This window comes from Variovorax sp. AC194 (assembly GCF_979257995.1).
In genome coordinates this window covers 3,717,359-3,743,744 of sequence record NZ_OZ409823.1, presented here as the reverse complement: position 1 = coordinate 3,743,744, position 26,386 = coordinate 3,717,359, and the positions used below count along the sequence as shown (strand labels likewise).

The 26,386-nt window shown below is 66.9% G+C and carries 25 protein-coding genes and 1 pseudogene; 14 read left to right on the top strand and 12 right to left on the bottom strand.

All coding sequences use genetic code 11. From position 1 onward, the window contains the following. Nucleotides 1-24 precede the first annotated feature (24 nt). From ACZYRS_RS17870 to ACZYRS_RS17860, 3 genes are all read right to left on the bottom strand, one after another. Nucleotides 25-4,416, bottom strand: a complete 4,392-nt coding sequence (locus tag ACZYRS_RS17870; RefSeq protein ID WP_463420319.1) for a DEAD/DEAH box helicase — start codon at nucleotides 4,414-4,416, stop codon at nucleotides 25-27. A gap of 114 nt (nucleotides 4,417-4,530) precedes the next feature. Beyond that, nucleotides 4,531-5,175 carry a flavodoxin family protein gene (locus ACZYRS_RS17865; protein ID WP_463420318.1) on the bottom strand — a complete coding sequence of 215 codons (645 nt, stop codon included), beginning with the start codon at nucleotides 5,173-5,175 and terminating at the stop codon, nucleotides 4,531-4,533. Nucleotides 5,176-5,198: 23 nt separating this feature from the next. Continuing rightward, entirely contained in the window at nucleotides 5,199-5,348 is a 150-nt protein-coding gene (locus ACZYRS_RS17860) for a hypothetical protein (protein WP_198783846.1), read from the bottom strand. Between the two features lie 279 nt (nucleotides 5,349-5,627). Between ACZYRS_RS17860 and ACZYRS_RS17855 the strand changes: the two genes are divergently transcribed. The 5 genes and pseudogenes from ACZYRS_RS17855 to ACZYRS_RS17835 all read left to right on the top strand — a co-directional run bounded on the left by ACZYRS_RS17855 (nucleotide 5,628) and on the right by ACZYRS_RS17835 (nucleotide 9,839). After that, entirely contained in the window at nucleotides 5,628-5,972 is a 345-nt protein-coding gene (locus ACZYRS_RS17855; RefSeq protein ID WP_463420317.1) for a PRC-barrel domain-containing protein, read from the top strand. A gap of 44 nt (nucleotides 5,973-6,016) precedes the next feature. Beyond that, nucleotides 6,017-6,541, top strand: coding sequence for a 2Fe-2S iron-sulfur cluster-binding protein (locus tag ACZYRS_RS17850; protein ID WP_463420316.1), 525 nt, complete (start codon nucleotides 6,017-6,019; stop codon nucleotides 6,539-6,541). Then, complete coding sequence (locus tag ACZYRS_RS17845; protein WP_463420315.1) at nucleotides 6,538-7,524, top strand: FAD binding domain-containing protein; 987 nt, start codon at nucleotides 6,538-6,540, stop codon at nucleotides 7,522-7,524. Before ACZYRS_RS17850 ends, ACZYRS_RS17845 begins: the two co-directional genes overlap by 4 nt. Beyond that, nucleotides 7,521-8,009: pseudogene (locus ACZYRS_RS17840) on the top strand (xanthine dehydrogenase family protein molybdopterin-binding subunit); the annotation flags it as partial. The gene ACZYRS_RS17845 and the pseudogene ACZYRS_RS17840, both read left to right, overlap by 4 nt. An 87-nt stretch (nucleotides 8,010-8,096) precedes the next feature. Next, the gene (locus tag ACZYRS_RS17835; protein WP_463422502.1) at nucleotides 8,097-9,839 is read left to right on the top strand and encodes a xanthine dehydrogenase family protein molybdopterin-binding subunit; all 1,743 of its coding nucleotides are present in this window, start codon (nucleotides 8,097-8,099) and stop codon (nucleotides 9,837-9,839) included. A 33-nt stretch (nucleotides 9,840-9,872) separates the two neighbouring features. Here the strand turns inward: ACZYRS_RS17835 and ACZYRS_RS17830 are convergent, their stop codons facing one another. The 4 genes from ACZYRS_RS17830 to ACZYRS_RS17815 all read right to left on the bottom strand — a co-directional run bounded on the left by ACZYRS_RS17830 (nucleotide 9,873) and on the right by ACZYRS_RS17815 (nucleotide 12,261). Further along, entirely contained in the window at nucleotides 9,873-10,655 is a 783-nt protein-coding gene (locus tag ACZYRS_RS17830; protein WP_463420314.1) for an exodeoxyribonuclease III, read from the bottom strand. 49 nt (nucleotides 10,656-10,704) lie between these two features. After that, on the bottom strand, nucleotides 10,705-11,022 hold the full coding sequence (locus tag ACZYRS_RS17825; protein WP_463420313.1) for a hypothetical protein: 318 nt from the start codon (nucleotides 11,020-11,022) through the stop codon (nucleotides 10,705-10,707). A gap of 197 nt (nucleotides 11,023-11,219) precedes the next feature. After that, nucleotides 11,220-11,510 carry a DUF1330 domain-containing protein gene (locus ACZYRS_RS17820; RefSeq protein ID WP_198783838.1) on the bottom strand — a complete coding sequence of 97 codons (291 nt, stop codon included), beginning with the start codon at nucleotides 11,508-11,510 and terminating at the stop codon, nucleotides 11,220-11,222. Nucleotides 11,511-11,601: 91 nt separating this feature from the next. Beyond that, nucleotides 11,602-12,261 carry a helix-turn-helix domain-containing protein gene (locus tag ACZYRS_RS17815; RefSeq protein ID WP_233101474.1) on the bottom strand — a complete coding sequence of 220 codons (660 nt, stop codon included), beginning with the start codon at nucleotides 12,259-12,261 and terminating at the stop codon, nucleotides 11,602-11,604. A gap of 20 nt (nucleotides 12,262-12,281) precedes the next feature. On the opposite strand from ACZYRS_RS17815, the gene argE reads away from it, so the two are divergent. The 4 genes from argE to ACZYRS_RS17795 all read left to right on the top strand — a co-directional run bounded on the left by argE (nucleotide 12,282) and on the right by ACZYRS_RS17795 (nucleotide 16,910). Then, entirely contained in the window at nucleotides 12,282-13,496 is a 1,215-nt protein-coding gene (argE, locus tag ACZYRS_RS17810) for an acetylornithine deacetylase (protein ID WP_463422501.1), read from the top strand. 69 nt (nucleotides 13,497-13,565) lie between these two features. After that, entirely contained in the window at nucleotides 13,566-14,867 is a 1,302-nt protein-coding gene (locus ACZYRS_RS17805; RefSeq protein ID WP_463420312.1) for an MFS transporter, read from the top strand. A 31-nt stretch (nucleotides 14,868-14,898) separates the two neighbouring features. Beyond that, nucleotides 14,899-15,909, top strand: coding sequence for a threonine/serine dehydratase (locus tag ACZYRS_RS17800; RefSeq protein ID WP_463420311.1), 1,011 nt, complete (start codon nucleotides 14,899-14,901; stop codon nucleotides 15,907-15,909). Continuing rightward, the gene (locus ACZYRS_RS17795; protein ID WP_463420310.1) at nucleotides 15,906-16,910 is read left to right on the top strand and encodes an ornithine cyclodeaminase family protein; all 1,005 of its coding nucleotides are present in this window, start codon (nucleotides 15,906-15,908) and stop codon (nucleotides 16,908-16,910) included. The genes ACZYRS_RS17800 and ACZYRS_RS17795 overlap by 4 nt, the downstream gene beginning before the upstream one ends. Before the next feature lie 80 nt (nucleotides 16,911-16,990). Here the strand turns inward: ACZYRS_RS17795 and rrtA are convergent, their stop codons facing one another. Then, nucleotides 16,991-17,590: a rhombosortase gene (gene rrtA, locus ACZYRS_RS17790; RefSeq protein WP_463420309.1), complete on the bottom strand. Its 600-nt coding sequence runs from the start codon at nucleotides 17,588-17,590 to the stop codon at nucleotides 16,991-16,993. 128 nt (nucleotides 17,591-17,718) lie between these two features. Between rrtA and ACZYRS_RS17785 the strand changes: the two genes are divergently transcribed. Continuing rightward, a complete protein-coding gene (locus ACZYRS_RS17785) occupies nucleotides 17,719-19,884 on the top strand; it encodes a M14 family zinc carboxypeptidase (RefSeq protein ID WP_463420308.1) in 2,166 nt (721 codons plus the stop codon). A gap of 157 nt (nucleotides 19,885-20,041) precedes the next feature. Here the strand turns inward: ACZYRS_RS17785 and ACZYRS_RS17780 are convergent, their stop codons facing one another. Further along, nucleotides 20,042-20,650 (bottom strand): TetR/AcrR family transcriptional regulator, encoded by a 609-nt coding sequence (locus ACZYRS_RS17780; RefSeq protein WP_463420307.1) that lies wholly within the window; start codon nucleotides 20,648-20,650, stop codon nucleotides 20,042-20,044. Between the two features lie 61 nt (nucleotides 20,651-20,711). Here ACZYRS_RS17780 and ACZYRS_RS17775 point away from each other — a divergent pair, with 61 nt between their 5' ends. From ACZYRS_RS17775 to ACZYRS_RS17765, 3 genes are all read left to right on the top strand, one after another. Beyond that, nucleotides 20,712-21,338, top strand: a complete 627-nt coding sequence (locus tag ACZYRS_RS17775; RefSeq protein WP_463420306.1) for an NAD(P)H-dependent oxidoreductase — start codon at nucleotides 20,712-20,714, stop codon at nucleotides 21,336-21,338. Nucleotides 21,339-21,444: 106 nt separating this feature from the next. Further along, nucleotides 21,445-21,879 carry a VOC family protein gene (locus ACZYRS_RS17770; protein ID WP_463420305.1) on the top strand — a complete coding sequence of 145 codons (435 nt, stop codon included), beginning with the start codon at nucleotides 21,445-21,447 and terminating at the stop codon, nucleotides 21,877-21,879. Nucleotides 21,880-22,066: 187 nt separating this feature from the next. After that, nucleotides 22,067-22,831 carry a TonB C-terminal domain-containing protein gene (locus tag ACZYRS_RS17765; protein WP_463420304.1) on the top strand — a complete coding sequence of 255 codons (765 nt, stop codon included), beginning with the start codon at nucleotides 22,067-22,069 and terminating at the stop codon, nucleotides 22,829-22,831. Nucleotides 22,832-22,959: 128 nt separating this feature from the next. Here the strand turns inward: ACZYRS_RS17765 and ACZYRS_RS17760 are convergent, their stop codons facing one another. Continuing rightward, on the bottom strand, nucleotides 22,960-24,111 hold the full coding sequence (locus ACZYRS_RS17760) for an alkene reductase (RefSeq protein ID WP_463420303.1): 1,152 nt from the start codon (nucleotides 24,109-24,111) through the stop codon (nucleotides 22,960-22,962). An 87-nt stretch (nucleotides 24,112-24,198) separates the two neighbouring features. Here ACZYRS_RS17760 and ACZYRS_RS17755 point away from each other — a divergent pair, with 87 nt between their 5' ends. Beyond that, nucleotides 24,199-24,576, top strand: a complete 378-nt coding sequence (locus ACZYRS_RS17755; RefSeq protein ID WP_463420302.1) for a winged helix-turn-helix transcriptional regulator — start codon at nucleotides 24,199-24,201, stop codon at nucleotides 24,574-24,576. A 104-nt stretch (nucleotides 24,577-24,680) separates the two neighbouring features. Here the strand turns inward: ACZYRS_RS17755 and ACZYRS_RS17750 are convergent, their stop codons facing one another. Beyond that, nucleotides 24,681-25,400, bottom strand: coding sequence for a hypothetical protein (locus ACZYRS_RS17750; RefSeq protein WP_463420301.1), 720 nt, complete (start codon nucleotides 25,398-25,400; stop codon nucleotides 24,681-24,683). Nucleotides 25,401-25,447: 47 nt separating this feature from the next. Further along, nucleotides 25,448-26,371 carry a pyridoxamine 5'-phosphate oxidase family protein gene (locus tag ACZYRS_RS17745; protein WP_463420300.1) on the bottom strand — a complete coding sequence of 308 codons (924 nt, stop codon included), beginning with the start codon at nucleotides 26,369-26,371 and terminating at the stop codon, nucleotides 25,448-25,450. Nucleotides 26,372-26,386 lie beyond the last annotated feature (15 nt).

The window sequence follows — 26,386 nt, the reverse complement described above, 5'->3', positions numbered from 1 at the left end:
GTCCGAAGAAACGCTGCGCCGGCTTCAACCGGCTGCCTGCAAGGCAAGCTCAGGCACGCGCAACGACGCCCCCAGCGACAGCGCGTGCCTCGCCGCCTGTTCCTGCGCCGCATCGAGCGCGACCAGCAGCGCGAACTCTCCCGCCATGCTGGTCGCGATGGGCACGCCATCGCGGTACAGCACGCGCGAGCCCGCGACGCGTGGCACCTTGGGCCCGTTCACGAGGGTTCCGAGCAGATTGGCCGGATCGCTGGCCGCGAGCGCGATCAGCGCGCCGTCGCCGGGTTGCCTTCGCACCTGGCGCATCGATGCGACCGCCTCGGGCAGCGCGAACTGCTCGCCCGACACGCCGGCGATGAAGCGGCCGCCGCGGATTTCTCCGCGCGCCTCCAGCCGCCTGCACACGCGCACGAGGTCGCGCCACGGCGGCAGCCACGCGGCCTCGCGCTCGAGCAGGCGCCAGCAGATGACGCCGTAGCGGCGCAGCAGCACGCGCACGACCTGCTCGATGGCCTCCGCGGAAAGTGCCGCCATCGCTTCGGCGGCGGCGGGCGGCCGCACCAGCGTCCAGCGCCCTGCATCCTCGATGCCGAAGAGCGGCGTGCGCCGCCGGCGCCGCGTGTCGGCCGATGCGCGCTTGGACGCCGGCACCAGCAGGGCGCGCAGGCCCGCGTAGCTGTCGCAGCGCGCACGGCCCTTGGCGACCAGTTCGGTCAGCGCCTCTTCGATCTCGACCGGCAGCAGGCGCGTGCCGAGCGCGATCTCGTCGAAGAAGCAGGCGCCGTGCTGCGCCAGGTGCGCAGAGACGCGCAGCGCCCGTGAGCCCAGCGTTTCGTCGTCGGCCGGGGCCGGCGCCAGGCGGGTCCACAGCGCCGCACTGCGGCGCGGCAGCAGCACGACCGGCGTGGCGCGCAACGACAGGCTGCCCGCGCCCTTGCGTCCTTCCGCGGCGGATGGGCGCAGGCGCGTCCACAGCACGCGCCCCGCCGTGCACAGGTCGTCGAGCCAGGCGCCGGCGTAGTCGGTCACGCGCGCGGGCAGCAGCTCGGCTTCCCAGAGCGGCGCAGGCGCCTCGTAGCCTTCGAGCTGCGACAGGATGCCCGACAGCGCCTCCGGCCCGCTCACGCGCGCGGCCGCGCCGATGTGCTGCCATTCGAAGAGAAAGCGCACGAAGTCGCGCGGCTCGACCGGTTCGATCTCGTGGCGAAGGCGCTTGAGCGTGTAGCGATGGATGCGTGCCAGCAGATGGCGCTCGCACCATTCGAGATCGGCCGTGTCGGCCGTGTCGGGCGTGCCGGGCGTGAAGTGGCCTTGCAGCACGCTGCCTTCGGTCTGCAGCGCGAGGAGGGCGCCTTCAACGTCCGCAGGCGGCAGGCGCAGCGGCTCGGCGAGTTGCGCCACGGTGACAGGGCCCAGGCCGCCGAGGCGGGAGCGCAGCAGTTCGCGCAGCGCGGTATCGCGATCGGCCGGCTGCTCGGCATCGGCGGGCGCGGTGATGGCGGGCTGCATCGGCGCATCGGGGGCGATGGCCTGCAGCAGCCGCAGCCGCTCGGCCGTCACCCACAGGCCGCGCGCGGTGCGCCCCTTGCCTTCGAGCAGCAGGCGCGTTGCGCGGCCGGCCTTGGCGAGCGCGGCGAGCCATATCTTCCAGTCCGTCTCGCGCGCCACTTCGTCGTCGCCCAGGGCGCCGAGCATGTTGAGCGCCTCGTGCATTTCGTCGGCACTGCGCGGTTGCGGCCAGGCTTCTTCGCGCACGCTGGCGATGGCGTCGGCATCGAGCTGCCCGACGTCGTCGGCGCTCTCGGGGTCGGTGTAGCGGCGGTTCTGCACGGCCTGCGTGCGGCGCTCTTCCAGCGGCGCATCGTCCAGGAAGGCGTAGGGGCGCGCGTTCAACGCTTCCATCGCGAGCGGCGAGGGCGCCGGCAGGTCGCGCGCCAGCATGCGCACCTCGCCCGACTCCATGCGGCGCAAGAGCGCGAGCCAGCCTTCGGCGTCCATCGCGTCGTGCAGGCAATCGTCCAGCGTCTGCGCGACCAGCGGGTGCTCGGGCACTTCGCGCTCGCCGACGATGTTTTCCGCGCACGCGACCTGGTCGGGAAACACGGCCGCGAGCAGGTCTTCGGAGCGCATGCGCTGCAGCTGCGGCGCCACCTTGCGCCCGCCGCTGAAGCGCGGCAGCGCCAGCGCGGTGGTCGCGTTCCAGCGCCAGCGCACGCCGAACAGCGGCGCATCGAGCAGGGCCTGCACCAGCACATGCAGGGCCGAGGCCGAATGCAGGTAGCGCGCCACTTCGTCCAGCGGAAAGCTGTGGCTGGTGGACAGCGACAGCACGATCGCGTCCTCGGTCGCCGCGGCCTGCAGCTCGAAGTTGAAGGTGCGGCAAAAACGCTTGCGCAGTGCCAGGCCCCATGCGCGGTTGAGCCGGCTGCCGAAGGGCGAGTGAATCACCAGCTGCATGCCGCCGGAGGCGTCGAAGAAGCGCTCCATGACCAGCGTGCGCTGCGTCGGCAGCGCCCCCAGCACCGCGAGCGCATGCGCGAGATGCCCGACGATCTGGCGCGCGGCTTCGTCGTCGAGGCCCACGGTCTGCGTCAGCAGTTCCATCGCGGCGTCTTTCCCGCCGGATGCCAGCGCCTGCGCGACCTCTTCGCGCAGCCGCGACACGCCGAACGACAGCTCGTCGCTGCGCCCCGGCGCTTCGCCGAGCCAGAACGGAATGTTGGGCGCGGCGCCCTGCGCGTCTTCCACGCGAACGCGGCCCGGCTCGATCTTCAGGATGCGGTAGCTGGTGTTGCCCAGCTGGAACACGTCGCCCGCCAGGCTCTCGACCGCGAAGTCTTCGTTGACCGTGCCGATCTTGTCGGCCTGCGGCTCCAGCACGACCGTGTAGTCGCCGGTCTCGGGGATGGTGCCGCCGGAGGTCAGCGCCGTCATGCGCGCGCCCTTGCGCTCGCGCAGCAGGTGGTTGACGGCATCGCGGTGCACGTAGCCGGCGCGCTGGCCCTGCCGCGTGGTGAATCCCTCGGACACCATGCGCACCACTTCCATGTAGCGCGCGTGCGAGAGCTGCGCATAGGGCCACGCGCGGCGCACGAGCGCGAAAAGTTCGTCCTCGTTCCATTCGCGGCAGGCGGTCTCGGCCACGATCTGCTGCGCCAGCACGTCCAGTGGCGCGGGCAGCACGCGCAGTGCATCGAGCTCTCCGCGGCGGATGCAGTCGAGCAGGGCGGCGCATTCGACCAGCTCGTCGCGCGACTGCGGAAATAGCCGCGCCTTCGGCACGCCGCCCACGGCGTGGCCCGATCGCCCGGCGCGTTGCAGGAAGGTGGCAATGGCGCGTGGCGAGCCGAGCTGGCAGACCAGGTCGACGTCGCCGATGTCCAGGCCCAGTTCGAGCGATGCCGTGGCCACGAGCACCTTCAGGTCGCCGCGCTTGAGGCGCTGCTCCGCATCGAGCCGTGTTTCCTTCGACAGACTGCCGTGGTGCGCAGCCACCGCCTCCTTGCCGAGGATGTCGCCCAGGTGCCGCGCCGCGCGCTCGGCCATGCGGCGCGTGTTGACGAACACCAGCGTGGTCTTGTGCAGCCACACCAGCTCGGCCACGCGCGCATACACCTGCGTCCATTGGTCGCCCGACATCACCGCCTCGAGCGGCGTCGGCGGCAGCTCCAGCGCCAGGTCGCGCTGCTTGGCATAGCCGATGTCGACAATGGCGCAGTCGGCCGTGCCATCGGCATGCAGCGCGCCCGCGCCGACCAGGAAGCGCGCGACCTCGTCGATGGGCTTCTGCGTGGCCGAGAGGCCGATGCGCACCGGGCGCGCGCGGCCTTCCGCCTCGCACAGCGCCTGCAGCCGCTCCAGCGACAGCGCCAGGTGGCTGCCGCGCTTGCTCGCGGCGATGGCATGGATCTCGTCGACGATCACGCTGCGCACGGTCGACAGCATCCGGCGGCCCGATGCCGAGCCCAGCAGGACGTAGAGCGATTCGGGCGTGGTCACGAGGATGTGCGGCGGCCGCCTAAGGCTCTGCTGGCGCTCGCGCTGCGGCGTGTCGCCGGTGCGCACGGCCGTGCGGATGTCGACGTCGGGCAAACCGAGCGCCGCCAGTTCGCCGCGTATGCCCGCCAACGGCGCATCGAGGTTCAGGCGGATGTCGTTGGAGAGCGCCTTCAGCGGCGAGACGTAGACGACGGCGGTTTCATCCGGCAGGCCCTCGGGCGCGAGGCCCCGGCGAACCAGTTCGTCCAGTGCCGCGAGAAATGCGGTGAGCGTCTTGCCGGAACCGGTGGGCGCGGCCACGAGTGTGTCCCGGCCGGCGCGGATCGCCGGCCACGCCTCGACCTGGGCGGGCGTGGGGCCGGGAAAGGTTCCAAGGAACCACCGGGCGATGGCGGGATGAAAGGATTGCAGGACCACGGGGAGATGAGGCTACGGCAGGCATCGCGGCAGCGCAACACGGCAGGCAGCTATCGAAACAGCTAGGGGCGGTACGGGAAATCTCAAGCCGCGCGTGCCGTTTGGCCTCGGCCTTCATGCCTTCGGCGGATAGGCGGATTGCCGCAGCAGCCGCGCCAGGTGCACGGCATTGCGCACCATGAGATGCGTGGCGTCCATGGTCGAGGGGGGCACGGGCTTGAGTTCGCGGTACTCCTCGGCGCTGCGTGCCGCGCCGACCCAGTACGCCATGGCGTTCGGCGCCAGCGAAAAACCCAGGTCGTTCAGCGCCTGGTAGATCTCGCCGCCCACGTGGTGCGCGCCGTCTTCATTCCCCACCACGGCCACGGCGCCCACCTTGCCGTACGAGGGCATGCGCCCGTCGTCGCCGGTCTCGGCGATGAACGCGTCCATGCGCTCGAGCACGCGCTTGGCGATGCTGCTGGGCTGGCCGATCCATATCGGGGAGCCGATGACCACGATGTCCGCCGCCATCACCCGGGCGCGCAGCGCGGGCCAGTCGTCGCCGGGGCCCTCGTCGGAGCGGGTGCCGGGCAGGATGTTGTGCGCGGCGGCGTGCACGATGTCGGTCTCCACGCCGTGCGCGGCCAGCGCATCGCGGATGTCGCCGAGCATCGCGCCGGTGGAAGAGGGGCGTTGCGCGGGTTTCAGGCTGCAGTTGAAGGCGAGGGCGCGAAGGGGCGGCGACGGCGCCCCGGAGGTGGCGATGAGAGAGGTCATGGTGCCGAGACTTGCCGGCTCTTTCAGTGGCGCTTGAAGTACTGGACTTCGCGCTCGTGCTGCTGCGCCTGCTCTCGCGAATCGAAGGTGCCGAGGTTGCGGCGCTTGCCGGTCTTGGGATCGGTCTTGCGGGAGTAAAGGCGGTATTCGCCGGAGGCGAGTTTCCGGATCATCGAGGTGCTCCTTTCTGGGGTGGAAATTCAATTTGCGGCGCAGGCGTGGATCGCCTTGTCGGACAGCTTCACTTCGCCCTGAAGGAACACCGTCTTCCGGAGGGCGGGTGGCCTCGGCGTTTTCCCCTGCTTTTCCTTCGCAACGGGAAGACTTCCTACAGAACGACAGTGCCGCAACCGATCCGGCGTCGTGGTGTCGTGCGCGACACAGGCAGCCTCAGCCACCCATTTCGGGTTACCGGCACCGCGACAGCGGTGCCACACACACAGGAGATAGTCATGGCACTCACATCCGGCAGCAACGTGATTTCATCGGACCGCGTCGAAGGCACCAGCGTCTACAACGCGGCGGGCGACAAGCTCGGCACCATCGACGATCTCATGATCGACAAGCTGAGCGGACAGGTCCGCTATGCGGTCATGGAGTTCGGCGGCTTCCTCGGCATGGGCACCGATCGCTATCCCATTCCCTGGACCATGCTGAAGTACGACACCGCGCAGGACGGCTATGTCGTGCCGCTCGACAAGGCCAGGCTCGAAGGCGCGCCGCGCTACACCAGCGACCGGATTCCCGACTACGACGAGGGCTACAGCAGCTCGATCAACAAGTACTACGGTTTCTGAGCGGCCATCTGCCAACGACCCCCACGACCCCCACGAGAACGCACATGACCATCACCATCAACGGATCGCCGGTCGAGTTGCCCGGCGATCCGCGGGTTTCGCTGCTCGATCTCCTGCGCGAGCACCTGCATCTGTTCGGCGCCAAGAAGGGCTGCAATCAGGGCGCATGCGGCGCCTGCACCGTGCTTGTCGACGGCGAACGCGTGCTGTCATGCCTTGCGCTGGCCGTGCAGTACGAGGGGCGTGAAGTCACCACCATCGAGGGGCTCGCGACGCAAGGCGACCTGCATCCGCTGCAGAAGGCCTTCGTGGAACATGATGGCTTCCAGTGCGGCTACTGCACGCCCGGGCAGATCTGCTCGGCCGTGGGCATGGCGCAAGAGTTGCGGCAGGGCGTGCCCAGCCACGTCACCGCCGACCTCTGTACCGAGCGCATCGCGCTCAGCCATGACGAACTGCGCGAGCGCATGAGCGGCAACGTGTGCCGCTGCGGCGCCTACAACGGCATCGTCGCGGCCATCTCGGAGACCTTCGAGACGTTCGAGAACTTCGAGAAGGAGCCGGCATGACCCCCTTCACCTACGCCCGCGCGCACGACACGGGCGATGCGCTCCAGCTGGGCAACCGGCCCGGCGCCAAGTACCTGGGCGGCGGCACGAACCTGGTCGACCTGATGCGCGAAACCATCGAGCGTCCGATCGCGCTGGTCGATGTGACGGACCTGTCGTGCGACATCGAGGAACGCGCCGATGGCAGCCTCTTGATCGGCGCGGCGACCCGCAACACGGCGCTCGCCTCGCACCGCGCCGTGCGCGCGCGTTACCCGGTGCTCGCGCGGGCCATCACCGCCGGCGCGTCGGCGCAGATCCGCAACATGGCCACGGTCGGCGGCAACATCCTGCAGCGCACGCGGTGCGCGTATTTCTACGACGACGACGGCTCGCGCTGCAACAAGCGCAACCCGGGCCAAGGGTGCGATGCCGCCGAAGGCATCAACCGCTATCACGCGATCCTGGGCGCTTCGCCCAGTTGTGTCGCCACGCATCCGTCCGACATGTGCGTGGCGCTCGCCGCGCTGGGGGCCGTCGTGCATCTGCGCAGCGCGAGCGGCGAGCGCACGTTGCCCTTCACGGACTTCCATCGCCTGCCCGAAGACCATCCCGATGTGGAGACGCTGCTCGAGCCGGGTGAGCTCATCACCGCCCTGGAGTTGCCCGCACTGCCGTTCGCGGCGCGATCGACCTACCGCAAGGTGCGCGACCGGTCCAGCTATGCCTTTGCACTGGTGTCGGTGGCGGCTGCGCTCGAACTCGACGGCGACGCCGTCAAGGACGTGCGCATCGCCCTGGGTGGCGTCGCGCACAAGCCCTGGCGCGCGTGGAAAGCCGAAGCGGCGCTCAAGGGAAAGCCGGCCGATGCGCAGGCTTTCCGTGCCGCCGCAGAGGCAGAACTGGCCGACGCGAAGCCGCTGCGCGACAACGGATTCAAGGTCGAGCTGGCAACGCGCGCGATCGTCGCGGTGCTCGCCGAACTCAAGGAGATGACAGCATGAGCATCGTTCAAGAGGCCGTTCAGGCGGTCATGAAAAAAGCCGTCGCGCTCGCGCCCGATGCGTGGATGCCGGGCGGCAAGCCCGACCCGCTCATCGCGCGCAAGAGCGGCCTGATCGGCGCGCCGGTCTCGCGCCTGGATGGCCCGCTCAAGGTGCAGGGGCAGGCGAGGTTCGCGGCCGAATTTCCGATGGAGGACATGCTCTACGCCGCGCTCGTGTACAGCACCGTGCCGCGCGGACGGATCGCGACGCTGGACACGGCCGCGGCGCAGGCGGCGCCCGGCGTCGCGCTGGTGATGAGCCACGAGAACGCGCCGCGCCTGAAGCCCATGCCGCTCTTCATGTCCAAGGACAAGGCTGCCGGCGGCGACGACCTGCCCGTGATGTAGGACGACCAGGTCCACTGGAACGGCCAGCCGATCGCCGTGGTGCTCGCACAGACGCAGGAAGAGGCCGATCACGCGGCGTCGCTGGTTCGCGTCACCTACGAAACCGCGCCGGCCACGACGTCGATCGCTGCCGCGAAGGCCAGGGGAACCAAGCCTGGCGTCTTCCAGGGCGAGCCGCTGAAGATGGAAATCGGCGATGCCGAAGCCGCGCTGGCCGCCGCGCCGCACCGGGTCGATGTCATGTACACCACGCCGCGCCAGAACCACAACGCCATCGAGTTGCATGCGGCAACGCTGGCCTGGAAGGGCGACGAGCTCGTCATTCACGACGCCTCGCAGGCCGTCGCGCACATGGCTTGGTCGATGGCGGAAATCTTCGGCATCGACGAGAAGCAGGTGCATGTGACCTCGCCCTTCGTCGGCGGCGGCTTCGGCGGCAAGACGCTGTGGCGCCACCATGTGCTCGCCGCGGCGGCCTCGAAGCTGGCCGGGCGGCCTGTGCGCATCATGCTCACGCGCGAGGGCGTGTACCGCGTGGTCGGCGGGCGCACCGACACCGAACAGCGCGTGGCCATCGGCGCGCAGGCCGACGGGCGCTTCGATGCGCTGATCCACACCGGCGTCGTGACGATGACCGAGCACAACAACATGCCCGAGCCGTTCATCCTGCCGGCGCGCTCGGCCTATGCGGCGGGCAGCTTCAAGCTCGACGTGGAGGTGGCGACGCTCGACATGGTGGCCAACACCTTCATGCGCGCGCCCGGAGAAGCGGTCGGCACCTTCGCGCTGGAGAGCGCCATCGACGAGCTGGCCCACGCGATGAAGATGGACCCGATCGAGCTTCGCATCCGCAACGAGCCCGAGAAGGACCCGACCACGGGCGCGCCTTTTTCGTCGCGGCATATCGTCCAGGCGTACCGCGCCGGCGCCGAGCGCTTCGGCTGGAACCGCCGAAGCGCGACGCCGGGCACGCGCCGCGAAGGCGAATGGCGGGTCGGCATGGGCTGCGCCACCGCCACGTACCCGTACTACCGCATGCCGGGCGGCGCGGCGCGCATCACGCTCACGAAGGACGGCCATGCGAAGGTCGAGATCGCGGCGCACGAGATGGGCATGGGCACCGCCACGGCGCAGACGCAGGTCATCGCCGAGCGGCTCGGCCTCGCGATGGAGCAGGTGAAGTTCTGCCATGGCGATTCGCGATTTCCCGGCGTCGTGCTCGCTGGCGGTTCGCAGCAGTCGGCGGCCATCGGCGGCGCGGTCATGGCGGCGCAGCACGCGCTCGTGACCGAATTGCTCAAGCTCTGCGGCAAGGACTCGCCGTTGCATGGCCTGAAGTCCGACGATGTGGCCGGCCGCGATGGCGGCCTCGGCAAGATCGACGAGGCCGGCCGTTTCGACAGCTATGCGGCCATGCTGGAGCGCGCCGGGCGCGACGAACTGGTCGCCGAAGCTAGCGCGCCGCTGCCGCTCGAAGTGCAGCACTGGTCGATGCATTCGCACGGCGCCATGTTCTGCGAGGTGCGGGTGAACGAGGTGACCGGCGAGACGCGGGTCAGCCGCTTTCTCGGCTCGTTCGACTGCGGCCGCATCCTCAACGCCAAGACGGCGGCCAGCCAGTTTCGCGGCGGCATCATCATGGGCCTGGGCCTCGCGCTGATGGAAGAGACGCAGTTCGACGAGCGCAACGGCCGCATCATGAATGCCAGCTTTTCCGACTACCACGTGCCGGTGCACATGGACGTGCCCGAGATCGATGTGATGTGGACCGACATCCCCGACCCGCACTCGCCGATGGGCGCGCGCGGCGTGGGCGAGATCGGCATCACCGGCGTGGGCGCCGCGGTGGCCAATGCGGTTTTCAACGCGTGCGGAAAGCGCGTGCGCGCGCTTCCGATCACGTTGGACAAGTTGATGGGGGGCTAGTTTTCCTGGCGGCGAACTGGACGGCTGACCGGTCTAAGCCTTGGGAACGTCCAGCTCGATCCACGCCGGCGCGTGATCGCTCGCGCCGATGCGCCCGCGCACATCGCGGTCCACGCCGGCGCTGCGAAGCATCGGCGCGAGTTCGGCGTTCAGCAGCAGGTGGTCGATGCGAAGGCCGGCGTCGCGCGGATAGCGGTTGCGCCAGTAGGTCCAGAAGGTGAAGGGCACGCGGTCGGGATGGCATGCGCGGATCGCATCGGTCCAACCCTGCTTGAGCAACTGCGCGAACGCCGCGCGGCTTTCGGGCTGCAGCAGCGCGTCGTCGCGCCACGAGGCCGGGTTGTAGATGTCGGCATCGGTCGGCACGACGTTGTAGTCACCGGCCAGCACGACGGGCAGGCCGCTCGCGAAGAGTTTCTTCGCGTGCCTGTTGAAGGCCTCGAACCACTGGAGCTTGTAGTCGAACTTCGGGCCCGGCTGCGGATTGCCGTTGGGCAGGTAGAGGCAGCCGATCAGCACGCCGTCGACCACTGCCTCGATGTACCGGCTCTGGGTGTCGGCCTCCATGCCCGGCAGGCCGCGGCCGGTGTCGATCGGCTCTTTCCCGCGCGCGAGGATCGCGACGCCGTTCCATGCGCGCTGGCCGTGCGCCACGATGCCGTAGCCCGCGGCCCGGATCGCATCGACCGGCAGGTTGGCATCAGGGCTCTTGAGCTCCTGCAGGCAGGCGACGTCGGGTTTCGATTCGGCGAGCCATTCGAGCAGGCGGGCGAGGCGGCTGTTGACGCCGTTGACATTGAAGGTCGCGATCTTCATCTCGGGCGAGCGGGGAGAGAGCCGAGAGGGCTGGCCACCGTGGCCGCGCCTAACTGACGCGCTTCTCGATCGTGTCGGCAGGCGGTCGCGAAAGAAGCTCGAAGGCCGGGCGATGCCCGCGCCCGCGCTGCACCGGTACCGGTGCGACCGCGCTGGGCTGCGGCGACGCTGGGCCGAGCGTGCTCCACAGGCTGGCGAACCGAACGTCCGCATCCTTGCGCAGCCTGGCGATCTGCTCGATGCGGTTGTCCGGAATGCTGAGGCGCCCGCCCTGCGTGCGTTGGTGAAGCTGGTGGATGGCCGTGTAGGCGGCAGTTTCCGCCGTCATCCAGGCGACGAATGCAGCAGGGGTGGGTTCTTCGGCCATCGGTTTCCTTCGGTCATGTCTGCGCGCGGCGACACCGAATCTAGAGGCCTTCCGCCAGTCTCTTGTAGGCCGGCGCCGCCAAGGCGCGCACGAATTCGCCGTCGCGAGGTCGTGCGGATGCGAAGAAATGTTCGGCGTCGATTCGCCGCGGATATCGCGCCGCCCAGCTGGCTAGCCGGTCTTCTTGCGCGGGTCGCTCAAACGCCTTCGATGACCCGCAGATCCCGTTCGGCGCCGTCGCCCAGCGCGGCAAGCGCGGCCTGGTAGTCGGGACTGTCATGCGTGGCCGTCGCCTGCTCGATGCTGTCGAACTCGATCAGCACGGTGCGTTCGGCCAAACCGAATTCGTAGACCTTGGCCGGCAGGCCGCGCGCGAGAAAGCGCCCGCCGCCGGCAGTGATCGCCGGGCCGGCCAGTTTCGCGTAGGCCGCGAGTTTGTCGGCGTCCTTGACGGCACGGTATGCACTGACCCAATAGGCTTTTGCCATGGTGATCTCTCTCTGGTTGATGAATGAATGAATGGAGGAACGATGTCTCGACCCGTCGCCGCGTCGATTTCGATTTTGACGCCGTACAGGTTCAGGCCACGTCGTCCATCGACGGAACGCCCGGTTCGTTGCAGCAGACCACCAGGATCTGCGCGCCTTCGTCGCCGCCGTTCACGTAGAGGTGGCCCAGCCCGCTGTCGAAGTAAATGCTGTCGTGCTTCTCGAGCCGCTCGACGCGCCCGTCCACGAAGTGCATCTCCAGCGCTCCGTCCAGAACGAAGATGAATTCCTCGCCCGGATGCCGGCTGAACTCGCCGGGCCGAAGCACCGAGTGGGCCTCGACGCGGCCGAGCATCGGCGTCATCTTCTTGGTCGTCACCTGCGTGGCCAGCATGCCGTACAGGTAGCGTTCGGAGTGGTATTCGACGACGTCCTGGTTGCGCGTCACCACCACGCTGCCTGCGATGAAGCCGGCCGGCTGGCTGCCGAACAGTGTGGACAAGTCCAGCTGCAGCGCCGCCGCCAGCGCGGCGAATTTTTCGTAGCTGAGCGCAAGCAGGCCGCGCTCCGCCTTGGAGATGGAAGCCACCGAGACCTGCGACTTGATCGCCAGTTCGGTCAAGGTCAGCTGCTGCGCCAGGCGAGCGCTGCGCAGCCGCGCACCCAGCTCTGTCTTGTCCAGGACGATGCCGTGTCCGGGGGCGCTGGAGGAGGAAGAGGGCGGGGTCGAGGAGGCGATGGAAGGCTCCATAAAAATTTTCTTATCTGAAAATTTTCGCATATGATAATTCTGTGAACACGCCTATTGTCCCTTCCGCAGCACCCATTTCCCTCCCGTGGATCGAGAAGTTGATCCGCTTCGACACGACCAGCTTCGCGTCGAATCTCGGCCTCATCGAGACGGTCCGCGATCACCTGGAGCAGCAGGGCTACACCTCGACCCTGACCTACGAGCCCACCGGGAGGAAAGCCAATCTCTTCGCCACCATTCCCGCGGCGGACGGGGCCACGCAGGGCGGCATCGTGCTCTCCGGCCACACCGACGTGGTGCCGGTCAAGGGCCAGGACTGGGACAGCGACCCCTTCGATCCCACGGTGCGTGACGGCAAGCTCTTCGGGCGCGGGGCCTGCGACATGAAGGGCTTCATCGGCGTGGCGCTGGCGATGCTGCCGGAGATGAAGGCGGCGCGCCTGAGGGAACCGATCCACTTCGCGTTCTCGTGCGACGAGGAGCTGGGCTGCATCGGCGCGCCCTACATGCTGGACGACCTGAAGGCCCGCGGCATCCACGCCAACGGCTGCATCGTCGGCGAGCCGACCGACATGCGCGTCATCGTCGCGCACAAGGGCATCAATGCCTACCGCTGCCGGGTCCACGGGCATGCGGCGCATTCCTCGCTCACGCCGCAGGGGCTCAATGCCATCGAGTACGCGGCCCGGCTGATCTGCTTCATTCGCGACCAGGCCGACAAGTTTCGCGGCGAGGGCCCGTTCGACGAGGCCTTCGACGTGCCTTTCACCACGCTGCAGACCGGCGTTATCAGCGGCGGCATCGCGGTCAACACCATTCCGGCGCACTGCGAATTCAGCTTCGAATACCGCAACCTCCCGGGCGTGGACAGCGCGCCGATCATCGCGCGCATCAAGGACTACGCCGCCCACACGCTGCTGCCTCAGATGAAGGGCGAGCACCCCGGCGCCAACATCGAGTTCGACCTGCTGGCCACCGCGCCCACGCTGGACGCATCCGAGCAGGCGGCCATCACGCAACTGGTCCGGGCGCTCACGCACGACCGGAGCGTGCGCAAGGTGGCCTACGGCACCGAGGCCGGATTGTTCGAGCGCATGGGCATCCCGTCCGTCGTCTGCGGGCCCGGCAACATCGAGCAGGCGCACAAGGCGAATGAGTTCGTCACGCTCGCGCAGGTGGCGCAATGCGAAGCCTTCCTGCGCAAGCTGATCCACAGCATGTCGACCGCCGCCTGAACACCCCGAAGGCGCGCAGAGCAGGGCGGGACACAAGAAAAACCAACAGAGACAAAAAAGGAAAGTTCCATGACCCACGCTCAAAGCCTGCAAGGCGGCATCGCCCGGCCCGCAGCTTCCCCGCATCCCGATGCGCCGCCGTGGCGCGCGGTCATCTCGGCGTCCATCGGCAATGCGCTGGAGTGGTTCGACCTGGTGGTGTACGGCTTCTTCGCCGCGACGATTTCCAAGCTCTTTTTTCCAACGGGCGACGACACGGTGTCGCTGTTGCTCACGCTGGGCACCTTCGGCGTTTCCTTCTTCATGCGGCCGCTGGGCGCAATCGTCATCGGCGCCTACGCCGACCGTGCCGGCCGCAAGGCTGCGCTCACGCTGTCCATCATGCTGATGTTCACGGGCACGCTGCTGATCTGCATCGTGCCCACGTACAGCAGCATCGGGCTGCTCGCGCCCGCGGTGCTCGTCGTCGCACGCATGATCCAGGGCCTCTCTGCCGGAGGTGAATTCGGCAGTGCCACCGCCTTTCTTGCAGAGCACGCACCCCGGCGGCGCGGCTTCTTCTCCAGCTGGCAGGTCGCCAGCCAGGGCCTGACCACGTTGCTGGCGGCCGGCTTCGGCGCGGTGCTCACGAGCACGCTCACGGCCGATCAGCTGGCCTCCTGGGGCTGGCGCGTGCCGTTCATCTTCGGCCTGCTGATCGGGCCGGTCGCTTACTACATCCGCCGCAACGTCGATGAGAGCCCCGAGTTCTCCAGCATCGAGGCCACCACCACGCCGCTGCGCGACACCCTGAGCCACCAGAAAGAGCGCCTGCTGCTGGCCGTGGGCATCGTCGTGCTCGGCACCGTGGCCACCTACCTGGTGCTCTTCATGCCCACGTACGGCGTCAAGCAACTGGGCCTGCCGGCGTCGGTGGCCTTCACCGCGACCATGATGGTCGGCGTGATCCAGATGTTCTTCTCGCCCGTCGTGGGCCATCTGTCGGACAGGATCGGCCGCGTGCGCATCATGCTGATCGCCGGCGTGCTCCTGCTGCTGGCCATCTACCCGATGTTCGCGCTGCTGGTGAGCCGGCCGAGCTTCGGCACGCTGCTGCTGGTGGAGATCGTGCTGGGTTGCCTCATGACCGCGTACTTCGCGCCGGTGCCGGCGCTGTTGTCCGAGTTGTTTCCCACGCAGACCCGCACCACGGGCCTGTCCCTGAGCTACAACACGGCCGTCACGATCTTCGGCGGCTTCGCGCCGTTCATCCTGACCTGGCTGATCAGCGTGACCAACGACAAGCTGTCGCCCAGCTACTACCTGATCTTCGCCGCGATCATCAGCATCGTCGCGCTGGTGTTCACGCGCATCCGGCTGGGCTTCAAGTGACCGGCGTGCGCGCTCATTCCACGATCTTTCCATGACCCCAACCCCAACCCCCACCCTCATCGACGGCCAGCCGGTGCCGACGCTCGACGCCATCCGCGAACTCGCCGCCGCCTTGCAGCCCTACGTGTTCACCACGCCCACGCTGGACAAGGACGCGATTTCCACGCTGCGCGATGCGCGCATCAATTTCAAGTTCGAGCTGCTGCAGGCCAGCGGCACGTTCAAGGCACGCGGCGCCTTCTCCAACCTGCTGGCGCTCGATGCCGCGCAGCGCCAGGCCGGCGTGACCTGCGTGAGCGCGGGCAACCATGCGGTCGCGGTCGCCTACGCCGCGATGAAGCTGGGCATCAGCGCCAAGGTGGTGATGATCAAGACGGCCAGCCCGTTCCGGGTGGCGCTGTGCCACCAGTACGGCGCACAGGTCGTGATGGCCGACAACGGCCCGGCCGCGTTCGATCAGGTGCACCAGATCGAGAAAGAAGAAGGGCGCTTCTTCGTGCATCCGTTCAACGGCTACCGCACCGTGCTGGGCACGGCCACGCTCGGCCTTGAATGGGCGAGCCAGGCGCCGGACCTCGACGCGGTGATCATTCCTGTCGGTGGCGGCGGATTGGCGGCGGGCGTGTCCACCGCGTTCAAGCTGATGCAGCCGAACTGCAAGGTCTACGGCGTGGAGCCCGAGGGCGCCGATGGCATGGGGCAGAGCTTCAAGGCCGGCCACCCGATCAAGATGGGTCCGATGCAGGGCATTGCCGACAGCCTGATGGCGCCGCACACCGAGGCCTACAGCTACGAGCTCTGCCGCCGCAGCATCGACCAGCTCGTGACCGTGTCCGACGACCAGATCCGCCGCGCCATGGTCCACCTGTTCGAGGAGCTCAAGCTCTCGCCGGAGCCCGCGTGCGCGGCCGCCACGGCGGCGCTGCTCGGCCCCCTGCGCGACCAGCTCCAAGGCCAACGCGTGGGCGTTCTGCTGTGCGGCACCAACACCGACCTGGGCACGCTCACCCGGCACCTGGACGCGGCCCGGGCGCTCGCATGAGAGAGGGTGCAGGCGCGCCCGTTCTCTTTCTCGGCCAACAGGACATCGCGCGCCTGCTCAGCGTTGCGGATTGCATCGACCTCATGGCCGACGCGATGGCCGCGCTCGCACGCGGCGAGGTGCACCAACCGCTGCGCCAGATCGTGCGCCCGCCGGACGCCAAGGGTCTTCTGGGCCTGATGCCTGCCTACATCGGCGGCACCGAGCCGGTGTACGGCGCCAAGACCGGCGGCTTCTTTCCGGGCAACAGCGCGATCGGGATGGACCCGCACCAGGGCTGCGTTCTTTTGTTCAGCGGCGAGACCGGCGCGCTCATGGCGGTCATGTCTGCGTCCGAGATCACCGGCATCCGCACCGCCGCGATGACCGGCCTGGCCACGCGCCTGCTCGCGCGGCCCGAGGCCGGCCGCCTGGCCCTGATCGGCAGCGGCCACCAGGCCCATTGGCAATTACAGGCCGTCGCGGCGGTGCGCACGCTGTCGTCGGTCAAGGTCGCGGCACGCAGCCTGGCCAGCGCGCGAAGCTTTGTCGAAGCGCAGCAGCCTTTGTACGGCTTTGCGATGGAAGCCGTGGACTCGGTGGAAGCCGCGGTGCATGACGCCGACATCGTCGTCACCGTCACGAGCGCGCGCGAACCCATCCTGCAGCGGCAATGGATCGCGCCGGGCACGCACATCAATGCAGTGGGCTCCAGCACGCCCTCGCATTGCGAGATCGCGCCGGCGCTGATGGCGCATGCCTCCTTGTTCGTCGACAGGCGCGAGTCCACGTTGAGCGAATCGGGTGACTATCTGAATGCATTGCACGCCGGCTTGGTCACGCCGGCGAGGTTGCTCGCGGAGATAGGCGAACTGGTCATCGGCCGGCACGCGGGACGTTCGAGCTCGGATGAAGTGACGCTGTTCAAGTCGCTGGGCATGGCGCTCGAGGATGTGGCGGCGGCGCGGTGGCTGTACAAGCAGGCGCGGTCTTTCGACGCTGGGACCTGGTTGATTCAATAACCAATACCGACTTATGACGCGCCTGTTTCTATGGAAGTCATGGTCGAAGACGAGGCAGGGCGACTGCGCCGCTCAACGATTCAATCGGCCGATTTCTTGCGCGCCCGCAAGCCTTCCCATCCAAGCACGGCAATGGCGCAGAGAGCACCGTACAGATGCCCTTCGGCCACGACGTGGCCCCCGATCAACTCGCTTGCCGCACCCGGTGACTCGAACAGCATTTGCCATGCGATGCGAGCGCAGACGAAGGCAAGCGCGAGCCGCGGCACGAGGCCGCCGCGCCAGGCTCGCGGTGCCAGCACCCAGACAAACAACCCATACAACACGCCCGACAAGCCTGCGTAGTCCCCGACCCGGGGCGACGCCAGCAGCAGCAACAGGCCAACACCGAGCGCCAACACGCCAACGGCGCTGGCCCATTCGCGCCAGGACCGGGTGTCGGCAGCGAAAACCGCGCACACAGCCAGCCCGGCCAGGTTCAGCAGGCAGTGCGCCCAACCGAGGTGCACGAAGTTTGAAGTAACCAGCCGCCACCACTCTCCCGCGAAAACGGCCTGCCGCTCATAGCGCAGCAGTTCGTACATCGGCGCGCCGCCCATCTGAAAAAGCACGATCAGAAAGGCCGACGCCGTAGGTGTAAGCAAGTTCAAAAACGTTGAACGGGACGTGTGCGCGCGCATGTTTTATGCCTTGTTGAGAAGTTGCTTATCTGCTCGTATTTTCCATTGAAAGCAAAATGAAAGGATTAGATACTGATGCTGGAAATTGCTGATTTCCAACCTCCATCTAACTCACCAACTCAATTTCGATGAACATTAAAACCAACAAAGGCCAGTATGTCCGAGTCGCACGCTGGTCCATCGTTCTCGCGGCGGCCATCACCACCTGCAACATGGTGTCGGCCGCCGACCCTTCGGACACGTCCGGCTGGGGCAAGGTCTACTCGATCGTCGTTCCGTATTCCAACGACAACGACCTCAACGCCCTGACCCGGCTGATCGACCACCCCTACGTGGACCAGAAAGCCCGCACGGTCTCCGCGGAGGTCGGTGCGGAGGAGCTTGCCAAGCTGCAGGCGCTGGGGCTGACGGTACGGATCAACGAAGCCGAGACGGCGCGCATCGGCGAATTCATCGCCGAGCGCACCAAGCCTTCGAGCGCGGGGCAGGTCGGCTCGCAGAAGATCTCCGACGCTGGCTCGCACTCCCTGTGCTACCGCACCGTCGGACAGGTCTACACCTCCTTCGATGAACTGGCCGCCAAGTATCCGAAGCTGGTCAAGGTGCAGACGCTCGGCAAGACCTGGCTGGGCACGAAGTACAAGAAGCCCGGCACCGACACCGCCGACAACTCGGCCTCTTCGTTCGGCAACCTCCTGGCCAAATACCTGCCGCTGAGCGTGATCCAGCTCTTCAACCTGAGCCTGTTCCCGCAGGAGCCGTATCCGATCAAGGTGATCGTGGCCGGCAACTTCGAGAAGCAGGACGCACAGGCGGAGAAGCCGCCGAACATGGTGTGGACCGGCGGCATCCATGCGCGCGAATACGCGCCGCAGGAAGTGGGCATCAAGTACATCGAGTGGATGCTCGCGAACTACGAGACCGATGCGAATGCCCGCATGATGCTGGACACCAATCGCTATCACTTCGCCGTGCACAACCCCGACGGCCGCTCCATCGCCGAGCAGCAGGTGTCCGCCAGCCAACGCAAGAACACCGACTACGAGGTAGCGGCCTGCAGCACCAACGCATCGCGGGGCGGTGTCGACCTGAACCGCAACTACCCGTTCGGCTGGCGCACCGGAGGCCCGGGCGCCTCCGACAACAAGTGCGCGGAGGACTATCGCGGCACCGCGCCCGTCTCCGAACCTGAAACGCAGGCGGTGCTGGACTATGTGCGCGGCACCTGGAACCAGGCCGCCTGCAAGTGGGAAGGCGGCGCGCTGCCCGATGGGCGGCCGAAGAACGCGAACTACTGCAACGCGCAGAACCGCGACAACGGCGGCGCCGGCGAGTTCGACTGGAAGACCGGTGCCGACGAGAACTACGGCGGCGGCATCTTCATCGACCTGCACAGCAATGCGCGCGCCATCCTGTGGTCGTGGGGCGTCACGCGCTCGGAGAACGACGGCAGCATCCAGACGCCGAACAACCTCGGCCTGGCCACCATCGCGCAACGCCTGGCCTATCACAACAAGTACTCCGCTCAACAGGTGCTCGGCTACGACACCGAAGGAACGACCAAGGACGCCATCTACGGCTACCTGGGCGCGCCTTCCTACACGGTGGAGATGGGCCGCTCGTTCTACGAGACCTGCGACAACTTCAACAAGGAGGTCTATCCGGAGAACTTCAACGGGTTCCATTACCTCAGCCGCATCCTGTATCGCCCATACCAACTGCCGCAGGGGCCGGACACGGTGGACGTGAAGATCGCCGCCGATGCGATCGCGGTGGGTGCGAAGGCCGCGGTGACAGCGACGGTGGACGACAACCGCTACCTCTATTCCAAGCCTGGTCAATCCGATATTCCCGCACCGCCGGTGCCCGTCATCAAGAACATCAAGACGGCGATGGCCTACATCGACAAGCTGCCCTGGGAAGCCGGAGCGGTCGGCATTCCGCTGACGCTGGCGGCATCGGAGCATGCCAGCGCCGAATTCCCGGAAGCCACCAAGACCGCGAGCGGCATGCTCGACACCACGGGCCTGGTCGCCGGGCGGCACATGGTCTACGTGCAAGGCACCAACGCCGACGGCAAGCCGGGTTCGGTGTCGGCGGCATTCCTGAACGTGAAGGCAGCGGACACAACCACGCCACCCACGGGCGGCGACACCTCGACGCCTCCGCCGGGCGGAGCCATAGCGATGCCGTTCGGCAAGCGCGGCGGTGGCGGCTCGCTGGGCTGGGGTGACTTTGCGCTCGTGCTGTTGGGCTTGGCCGGTATCGCCGGCGCACGCCGCAAACGCGGCTGAAGTTGAACGCTGCGTGCCGCGTGCACGCAATGGAGCAAAGCCCGGAGCACCTCGGTGACCCGGGCTTTTTTTCGTGGCGCGCAGTCGACTTGCAAGGGTTCCATCGAGGTGCAACGCGCGCACAGACCGGCCGCGCCCACATCATCAACCGCCCGTTTCACGCCCTCTGCGCGATCCGCACGATGGCGTCGTAGATCTCGTTCTCCGCATCCACCGGATCGAACTCGCCCGCGGCCGCCGCGAACGACACGGCCTCCGCCGCGCCCAGCATGGCGCGCATCGCTGCCGGCGCGATGGGCCGCTTCGCAAACGGCTGCAATGCGCCCCGGCACTTCACCGAGAACTCGGCCTCCAGTTCCTTCTTCAAGGCATCGAGCTCGGGCGAGCCGGCCAGCGCGGCGCTGACGCCGGGCATCTCGTGCCCCATCTCCATCACGCAGTTGACATAGGCGGCGGCAATCACCCTCGCCACCGCCGGGAGCGTCTTTCCCGATGCCCGCAGGGCCTCGTCCATCAGCGCGTGCTGCCGGCTGTCGTATTCGCCGTAGAGGACGCCGAGGAGGCCCGTGCGTGTGCCGAAATGGTCGTACACGACCGGCTTGGTCACCCCCGCGCGCTCGGCCAGATAGCCCAGCGTGAGCGCATCGGTTCCTTCGCTGCGCACGATGGACCACGCGACGTCCAGCAGCTGGCGGCCGCGCGCGTCCTTGGGAAGTCGCTTCTTCGGTGCGACTGGCACAACCGGTTCCGTCTGCTTGCTTGACATTCTTAAACTACCAAAGGTAACCTACTAAAAGTATTTTACACCCACCCCCAAAGGACCCGCCATGCATGCTCTCATCGTCGTCAGCCATCCCGATTCCCGGTCCCTCACGCACGCCGTCGCGCGCTCGTTCGCCGAGGGCGTTGCGGAGTCCGGTGCACACACCACCGAGATCGCCGACATCGCCGCGGAAGGCTTCCAGCCGGACTTCAACCAGGCCGACCGCTCCGCCTATTTTCTCCAAGCACCGTTGCCATCGGACATCCCGCGCGAGCAGGCGCGCATCGACCGGGCCGACGCGCTCGTGCTGGTCTATCCCGTCTACTGGTGGTCGTTCCCCGGCCAGCTCAAAGGTTGGATCGACCGCGTATTTTCCAACGGATGGGCCTATGACGAGGCGCCGGACGGCACGCTCGGAAAGCGGCTCGGCCGCCTCGACGTCCACCTGATCGGCATCGGCGGCGCGGACGGGGGCACCTACGCGCGGCATGGCTACGACAAGGCGATGCGCACGCAGATCGACCACGGCATCTTCGATTTCTGCGGCGCGCGCGTCGTCACCTCGGAGTTCCTGCTCGATGTGAATGGGCAGGGCGGGGCGTCTCACATCGTCACTGCGCGAGCCCTCGGCGGCAACGCGTTTGCAGCTAACGCAAACCAGAAGGTCTCGCCGACCGTGTCCTCGCTTTGAATCTGTCGAATGCATAGACCGGAGCGTTGAAAAACCCGTCCATCCCGCTCGATCTAGACTCCGATTTTCCCGATATGTGACACCGTTGAAAAAGGAGCCGAAGGCCATGACAGTCAAGCGAATGGACAACATCCTGATCGTTGTCGACGATCTCGAAGCGGTGAAGGCGTTCTTCATCGAGTTGGGTCTCGAGCTCGAGGGCCAATCCACGGTGGAAGGGCCTGCTGTCGGGAGCCTCATCGGGCTTGGCGACGTCCGGGCCACGCTCGCGATGCTGCGCACGCCCGATGGGCTGGGCATCGAGCTGGACAAATTCCACACGCCGGATGCGGTCAGGTTCGGGCCCGTGGATGCGCCGGTGAACACCTTGGGTCTTCGTCGCATCATGTTTGGCGTCGACGACATCGATGCTGTCGTTGCGCGGATGCAGGCCCATGGCGCAGAAATCATCGGCCAGATGCAGTACGGGGAGTCGTACCGGCTCGCCTATATCCGTGGGCCGGAGGGCATCATCGTCGGGCTTGCCGAGAAGCTCGGCTGAGGGTGGGCGGCTCGCCCGCGCGACGACTTCCACGGGATTGCATCGGGGTGTAGAAAGACCTGCCGCCTGAAAGGCAGACGAACGCGCCAAGTGCTGCATCAGCCCTTCAGCCGAGAACTTCAGTCACGATGCTTGCGCTGACGGACTTGCCGCCTTCGCGCATCGCGGATGATGGACGAATATGCCAATGAACCTGCTCAAGTCTCCAGCCATAAGTTCAATCCTCCTAGCGGCCGTGCTGAGCGGCTGCGCTACGCAACAACGGCAAGCGACTGCGTCCGCACCAGGCCTTGCCTCACAAGCGCAAGCATCGCTCTCGCGGCCGCAGGCACGGATCAGCGAGGCCTGGAATCGCCGCTTGACGGCGGCAATAGCGCCGAACATCGAGTACTCCGTTTCCCAACCACGGCCAGCGCAGACTGCAGAATTTACGGTCTTCATGAGCCCGGACGGATCGATCACCGACAAAGCCTTGCTCAACTCCAGCGGAAATCCGCTATGGGACCGTGCGGCGTCCCTTGGGTTGCGCAAGACGTCACGCCTCCCGGTCGACGACAGCGGCGTGGCGCCACACCAGGCCCTGATTGCGATAGGCGCGACGCGGGTGTCGGCCGTGGTCATTCAACACACGCCAGCACCATCACCACCACTTGGCGGAGCATCGCCCGCGATCGGAGCAGGCGGGTACGCCGGGCTGGTCGCGGCAACCCTTCGGCCGAACATCGTTTTCTACGGAGATCCTGACGAAATACCCGGCAATCCGGCCGCGGAGTTCGACGTGCTACTGGCGCCGGATGGCACCATCATTTCGGCGACGCTTGCCAAGAGCAGTGGGTGGCCGGACTGGGACGCAGCGGCACGCCGCGGGATCCTGAAGACGGAGCGGCTGCCTCGCGATGTGGACGGGAAAGTACCTGCGCGCCTGACGCTTTCGCTTCGGCCGAAACGATAGTTCAGTTCGCGCAATGGCTTGAGTCTGAGCGCATTGCGCAGGAGAGCCCGGTCCATCGATGCGTCAATGCGCCGGATACGGGCTGTACGGGCAGAGCGCCTATCCACCGCACTTCAACGACCGCCCACTCAATTGACCAAATCGTCGGCCAAATAAACAGGAAAGTCCGTGTACCCCACCTCGCCGCGAGGGGTATAGAAGGTCGATGGGTCCGCCTCGGCCAGCGGCCAACCGTGCTTCAGCCGCTCCGCCAGGTCGGGGTTGGCGATGTAGGGTCTGCCGAAGGCGATGAGGTCGACCAGACCGGTGTCCAGCGCAGCCTGAGCGCTCTCAGGATTCGCGAAGCCACCGCACCAGACGATCGCGCCGGGAAAAGCGGCGCGGACCTTGGCCAGCAACGCATGGTCGATGTGGCGTTCCTCGAACTCGCTGGTGTCCATGTTTCCCTCGGGCATGAGCTGGTAGACCAGGTGCATGTAGGCCACGCCGCGGCGACCCAGTTGCTCGGCGACATGCAGCAGGGTTTCCTCGACGCGCGGGTCCGCCGGCATGGCGTTGAACTTGCCGAAGGGTGAGAGGCGAACGCCGACGCGCCCGGGGCCCAACTGACGCACCGCCTCGTCGACGACTTCCATCAGGAATCGCGTGCGGTCTTCGACGTTGCTGCCGCCGTAGCGGTCGTCGCGGGTGTTGAGCGCGGAGTTCATGAACTGGTCGATCAGATAGCCGTTGGCCGCGTGGATCTCCACGCCATCGAAGCCGGCCCGACGCGCATGGGCGAAGGCTTCCGAAAATGTGCCGACCAGGGCCGAGACTTCTTCTGTCTCCAGCCGCCTCGGTGCACCCGCACGAACGAAGCCCAGCTTGCCATGCGCATCCTGGACAAACACGTCGGCGTCCTCGGCCCTTTGCGCGGTCACGCCCCAGGGCGCTTCGCCGTTGGGCATGAGCGATGGATGCGCCATCCTCCCGACGTGAAAGAGCTGCAGGAAGATCTTGCCTCCCACGCGATGAACTTCGTCGGTCACCAGGCGCCACCCTTTTTGCTGGGCTTCGGTGTAGATGCCCGGCATCAGCGCGTAGCCCTTGCTGGACGGCGCAACATTGGTGACTTCGGTCAGGATCAGGCCGGCGCCGGCCCGCTGTCCGTAGTATTTGGCCATGAGCGCATTGGGGACGTCGCCCTCGGACGTGCGCGTGCGGGTCATCGGAGCCATGACAATGCGATTCTTGAGCGCAACGGTGCCGCCCAACTGGTGGGATTCAAACAGGTCTGCCACAGGTCTTCCTTCGATTGATTTCAGATGGATCGAAGGTTATTTCTCGCGCGGCATTCCATCTACACACGCATTGGTCAGCGGTTTCACATGAAGATCATCAAACGGCTTCCGGGCTTGCCGGTGGAGCGCGCGCTGGGCATCCTGTCCGGGCGGTGGAAGGCGGTCATCCTGCATGTCCTCGGGGACGGCCCGCAACGCACCTGCGAGCTGGAAAAGCGCATTGCCGGCATACCGCAGAAGGTGTTGATCGAACAGCTGCGAGCGCTCGAGGAACATGGACTGGTGAGCCGCCGGCCCATGGCCGCGGAAGCCCAGGGCATCGAATACCTGCTGACCCCTTTGGGCGAGAGCCTGCGGCCCATCCTGGAATCGCTGATCGATTGGGGCGCTTATCACGCCAAGGAGGTCGATGAGGTCCATCGGCTTTTGCCATGCGAGGCCGTCGTGCAGGCGCGTGCCAGGTGACGCATGTGGAGGGCATGAGGCGGCGCCGATTTAATCGCCCGCGAGTCTTTTGAAAATCAATCAGCAGGTGACTTTCCGTCGCACGCCACCGGCCTTGCGTGTCATCAGCCGAGCCGGATGTCGTCCAGGTCGATCGACACCATGAGTTCATCGAACTTGGGAAAGCCCTTGTCGTCCCGCACGTAGGCGCGCCGACGTGTCGGAAACCGCAGGCCCGAGAATTCCCGGATGTCGGTGACGTACTGGGCCGCTGCGAATCCACCCGCGACGTCGACGTGATAGTCGTGCCGGCGCAGGAGAAAGTCGTCGCCGAAGTAGAAGTCCTGCTCCGGGCTGTGCGTCTCGATCCCCTCGGGGAAGCGCACCCGCAGCCCGCGCCATTTTTCGTGGCCTTCGATCCACGGCGCGATCTCCGTCACCTGCATGCCGGGCATCGCCATGAAGAACGGCGTCGTGAGGTAGATCCAGAGGGCGTAGCCGTTGAAGTAGGCCCGGTGCAGCGGGTCCCATGGCGTCTGGAGCTGGTGGCCATCGAAGGAGGTTCTCGGGTCGAGGCGCTCGCGGACGACGGCGCCCGCGCTGTCCTCGATCGCGACGCGCCCGGGCTTGAAGGCGGTGTGCCAGTCCGGGTTGCCGAACGGACGCACGGAGGCCGTCTGCGCGTGAAGAGAGATCGTCATCTCGCGCGGACTGGGATCCTGCACCAGGCCCTTGATGCCCCACAGCGCGCCACCCGTCACGATGGTCGCCTTCAGTTCCTTGAATTGGTGCCAGCGATCCAGTCCGCCGTGCGCCTGGATCGCCTTCTCGAGCAATTGATTCATGTCGTTCTCCTGAGGTTGAGATGGTTGTGGCGAAAGGCCCTGCGCAGCTACGAGGCCGCCGGATTGAAAGGGGAGGCGTCGACGAAATCCCATTCGAGCGCCGCCGGCAGCGGGCGCAAGAGCCATTCCCTGACGTGGAAATCCCAAAAGCGGCGCGTTCCGCCCGTGCGGCCTTCGTGATCGTCCAGGTCCCATTGCAACAGGGCGGTTCCGCTGAGATGGAGCAGGCGCTGCCCCTGGAAATCGGGAATGACGAGTCCGCATTCCGGATGGAGGCTCAGGTTGCCCAGCGTGTTGAAAAGGCTGTTGCCGTGGTAATCGGGAATCCGCAATGTCGAGGCATCGAGCAGACCGACGAAGCCGGGATGGCCGCCGCGATGCGAGACGTCCGAATCGCCGCCGGGGCGCATGCTGCCGACGAAGAACGTGTCCGCGCCGGCGATCAGCGCGGCGAGGTCCGGGGTGAGATGCGCGCCGCGCACCGCCTCGGTAGCGCTGCCGGTCGCCGCTGCGACGTCCCGCAGCTGCCGGCGCTGGATGTACTTCGGGCAGTTGGGGTAGGCCTCCTGGATCTCCACGTCGAGGCCGTCTTCGGAGACCGCGGAAACCACGCCATTGACCCGATAGCGGCGGCGGGTCTCCAGCTCGATGAACAGCATGCCCAGGTGCGACCCCGCCGTGACGTGCGCGCCGACCGGGTCGCCGGTGCCGCGCAATCCGCCTTCCATGCGGATGGTCCGCTCGCTCGAAGCCGAAAGAAAACCCGGCGCGCCGAAGACGACCGAGGCCCACACGTGGCCGTGCGAATCCTCGTTCGAGATGACGACCATCCGCTGCTTCCGGATGAAGGCGAGCGCGCCCGGAATGGCCGCGTCCGAGACGAGCCGCGCATTGCGCGACGCGACCGCCGCTTCACCGGCGCGGGCCTGAACGGACAGCTCTCCGTCGTGGAACTCGAAAGGTCGTGTCATGGCGTGCTCCTGTCT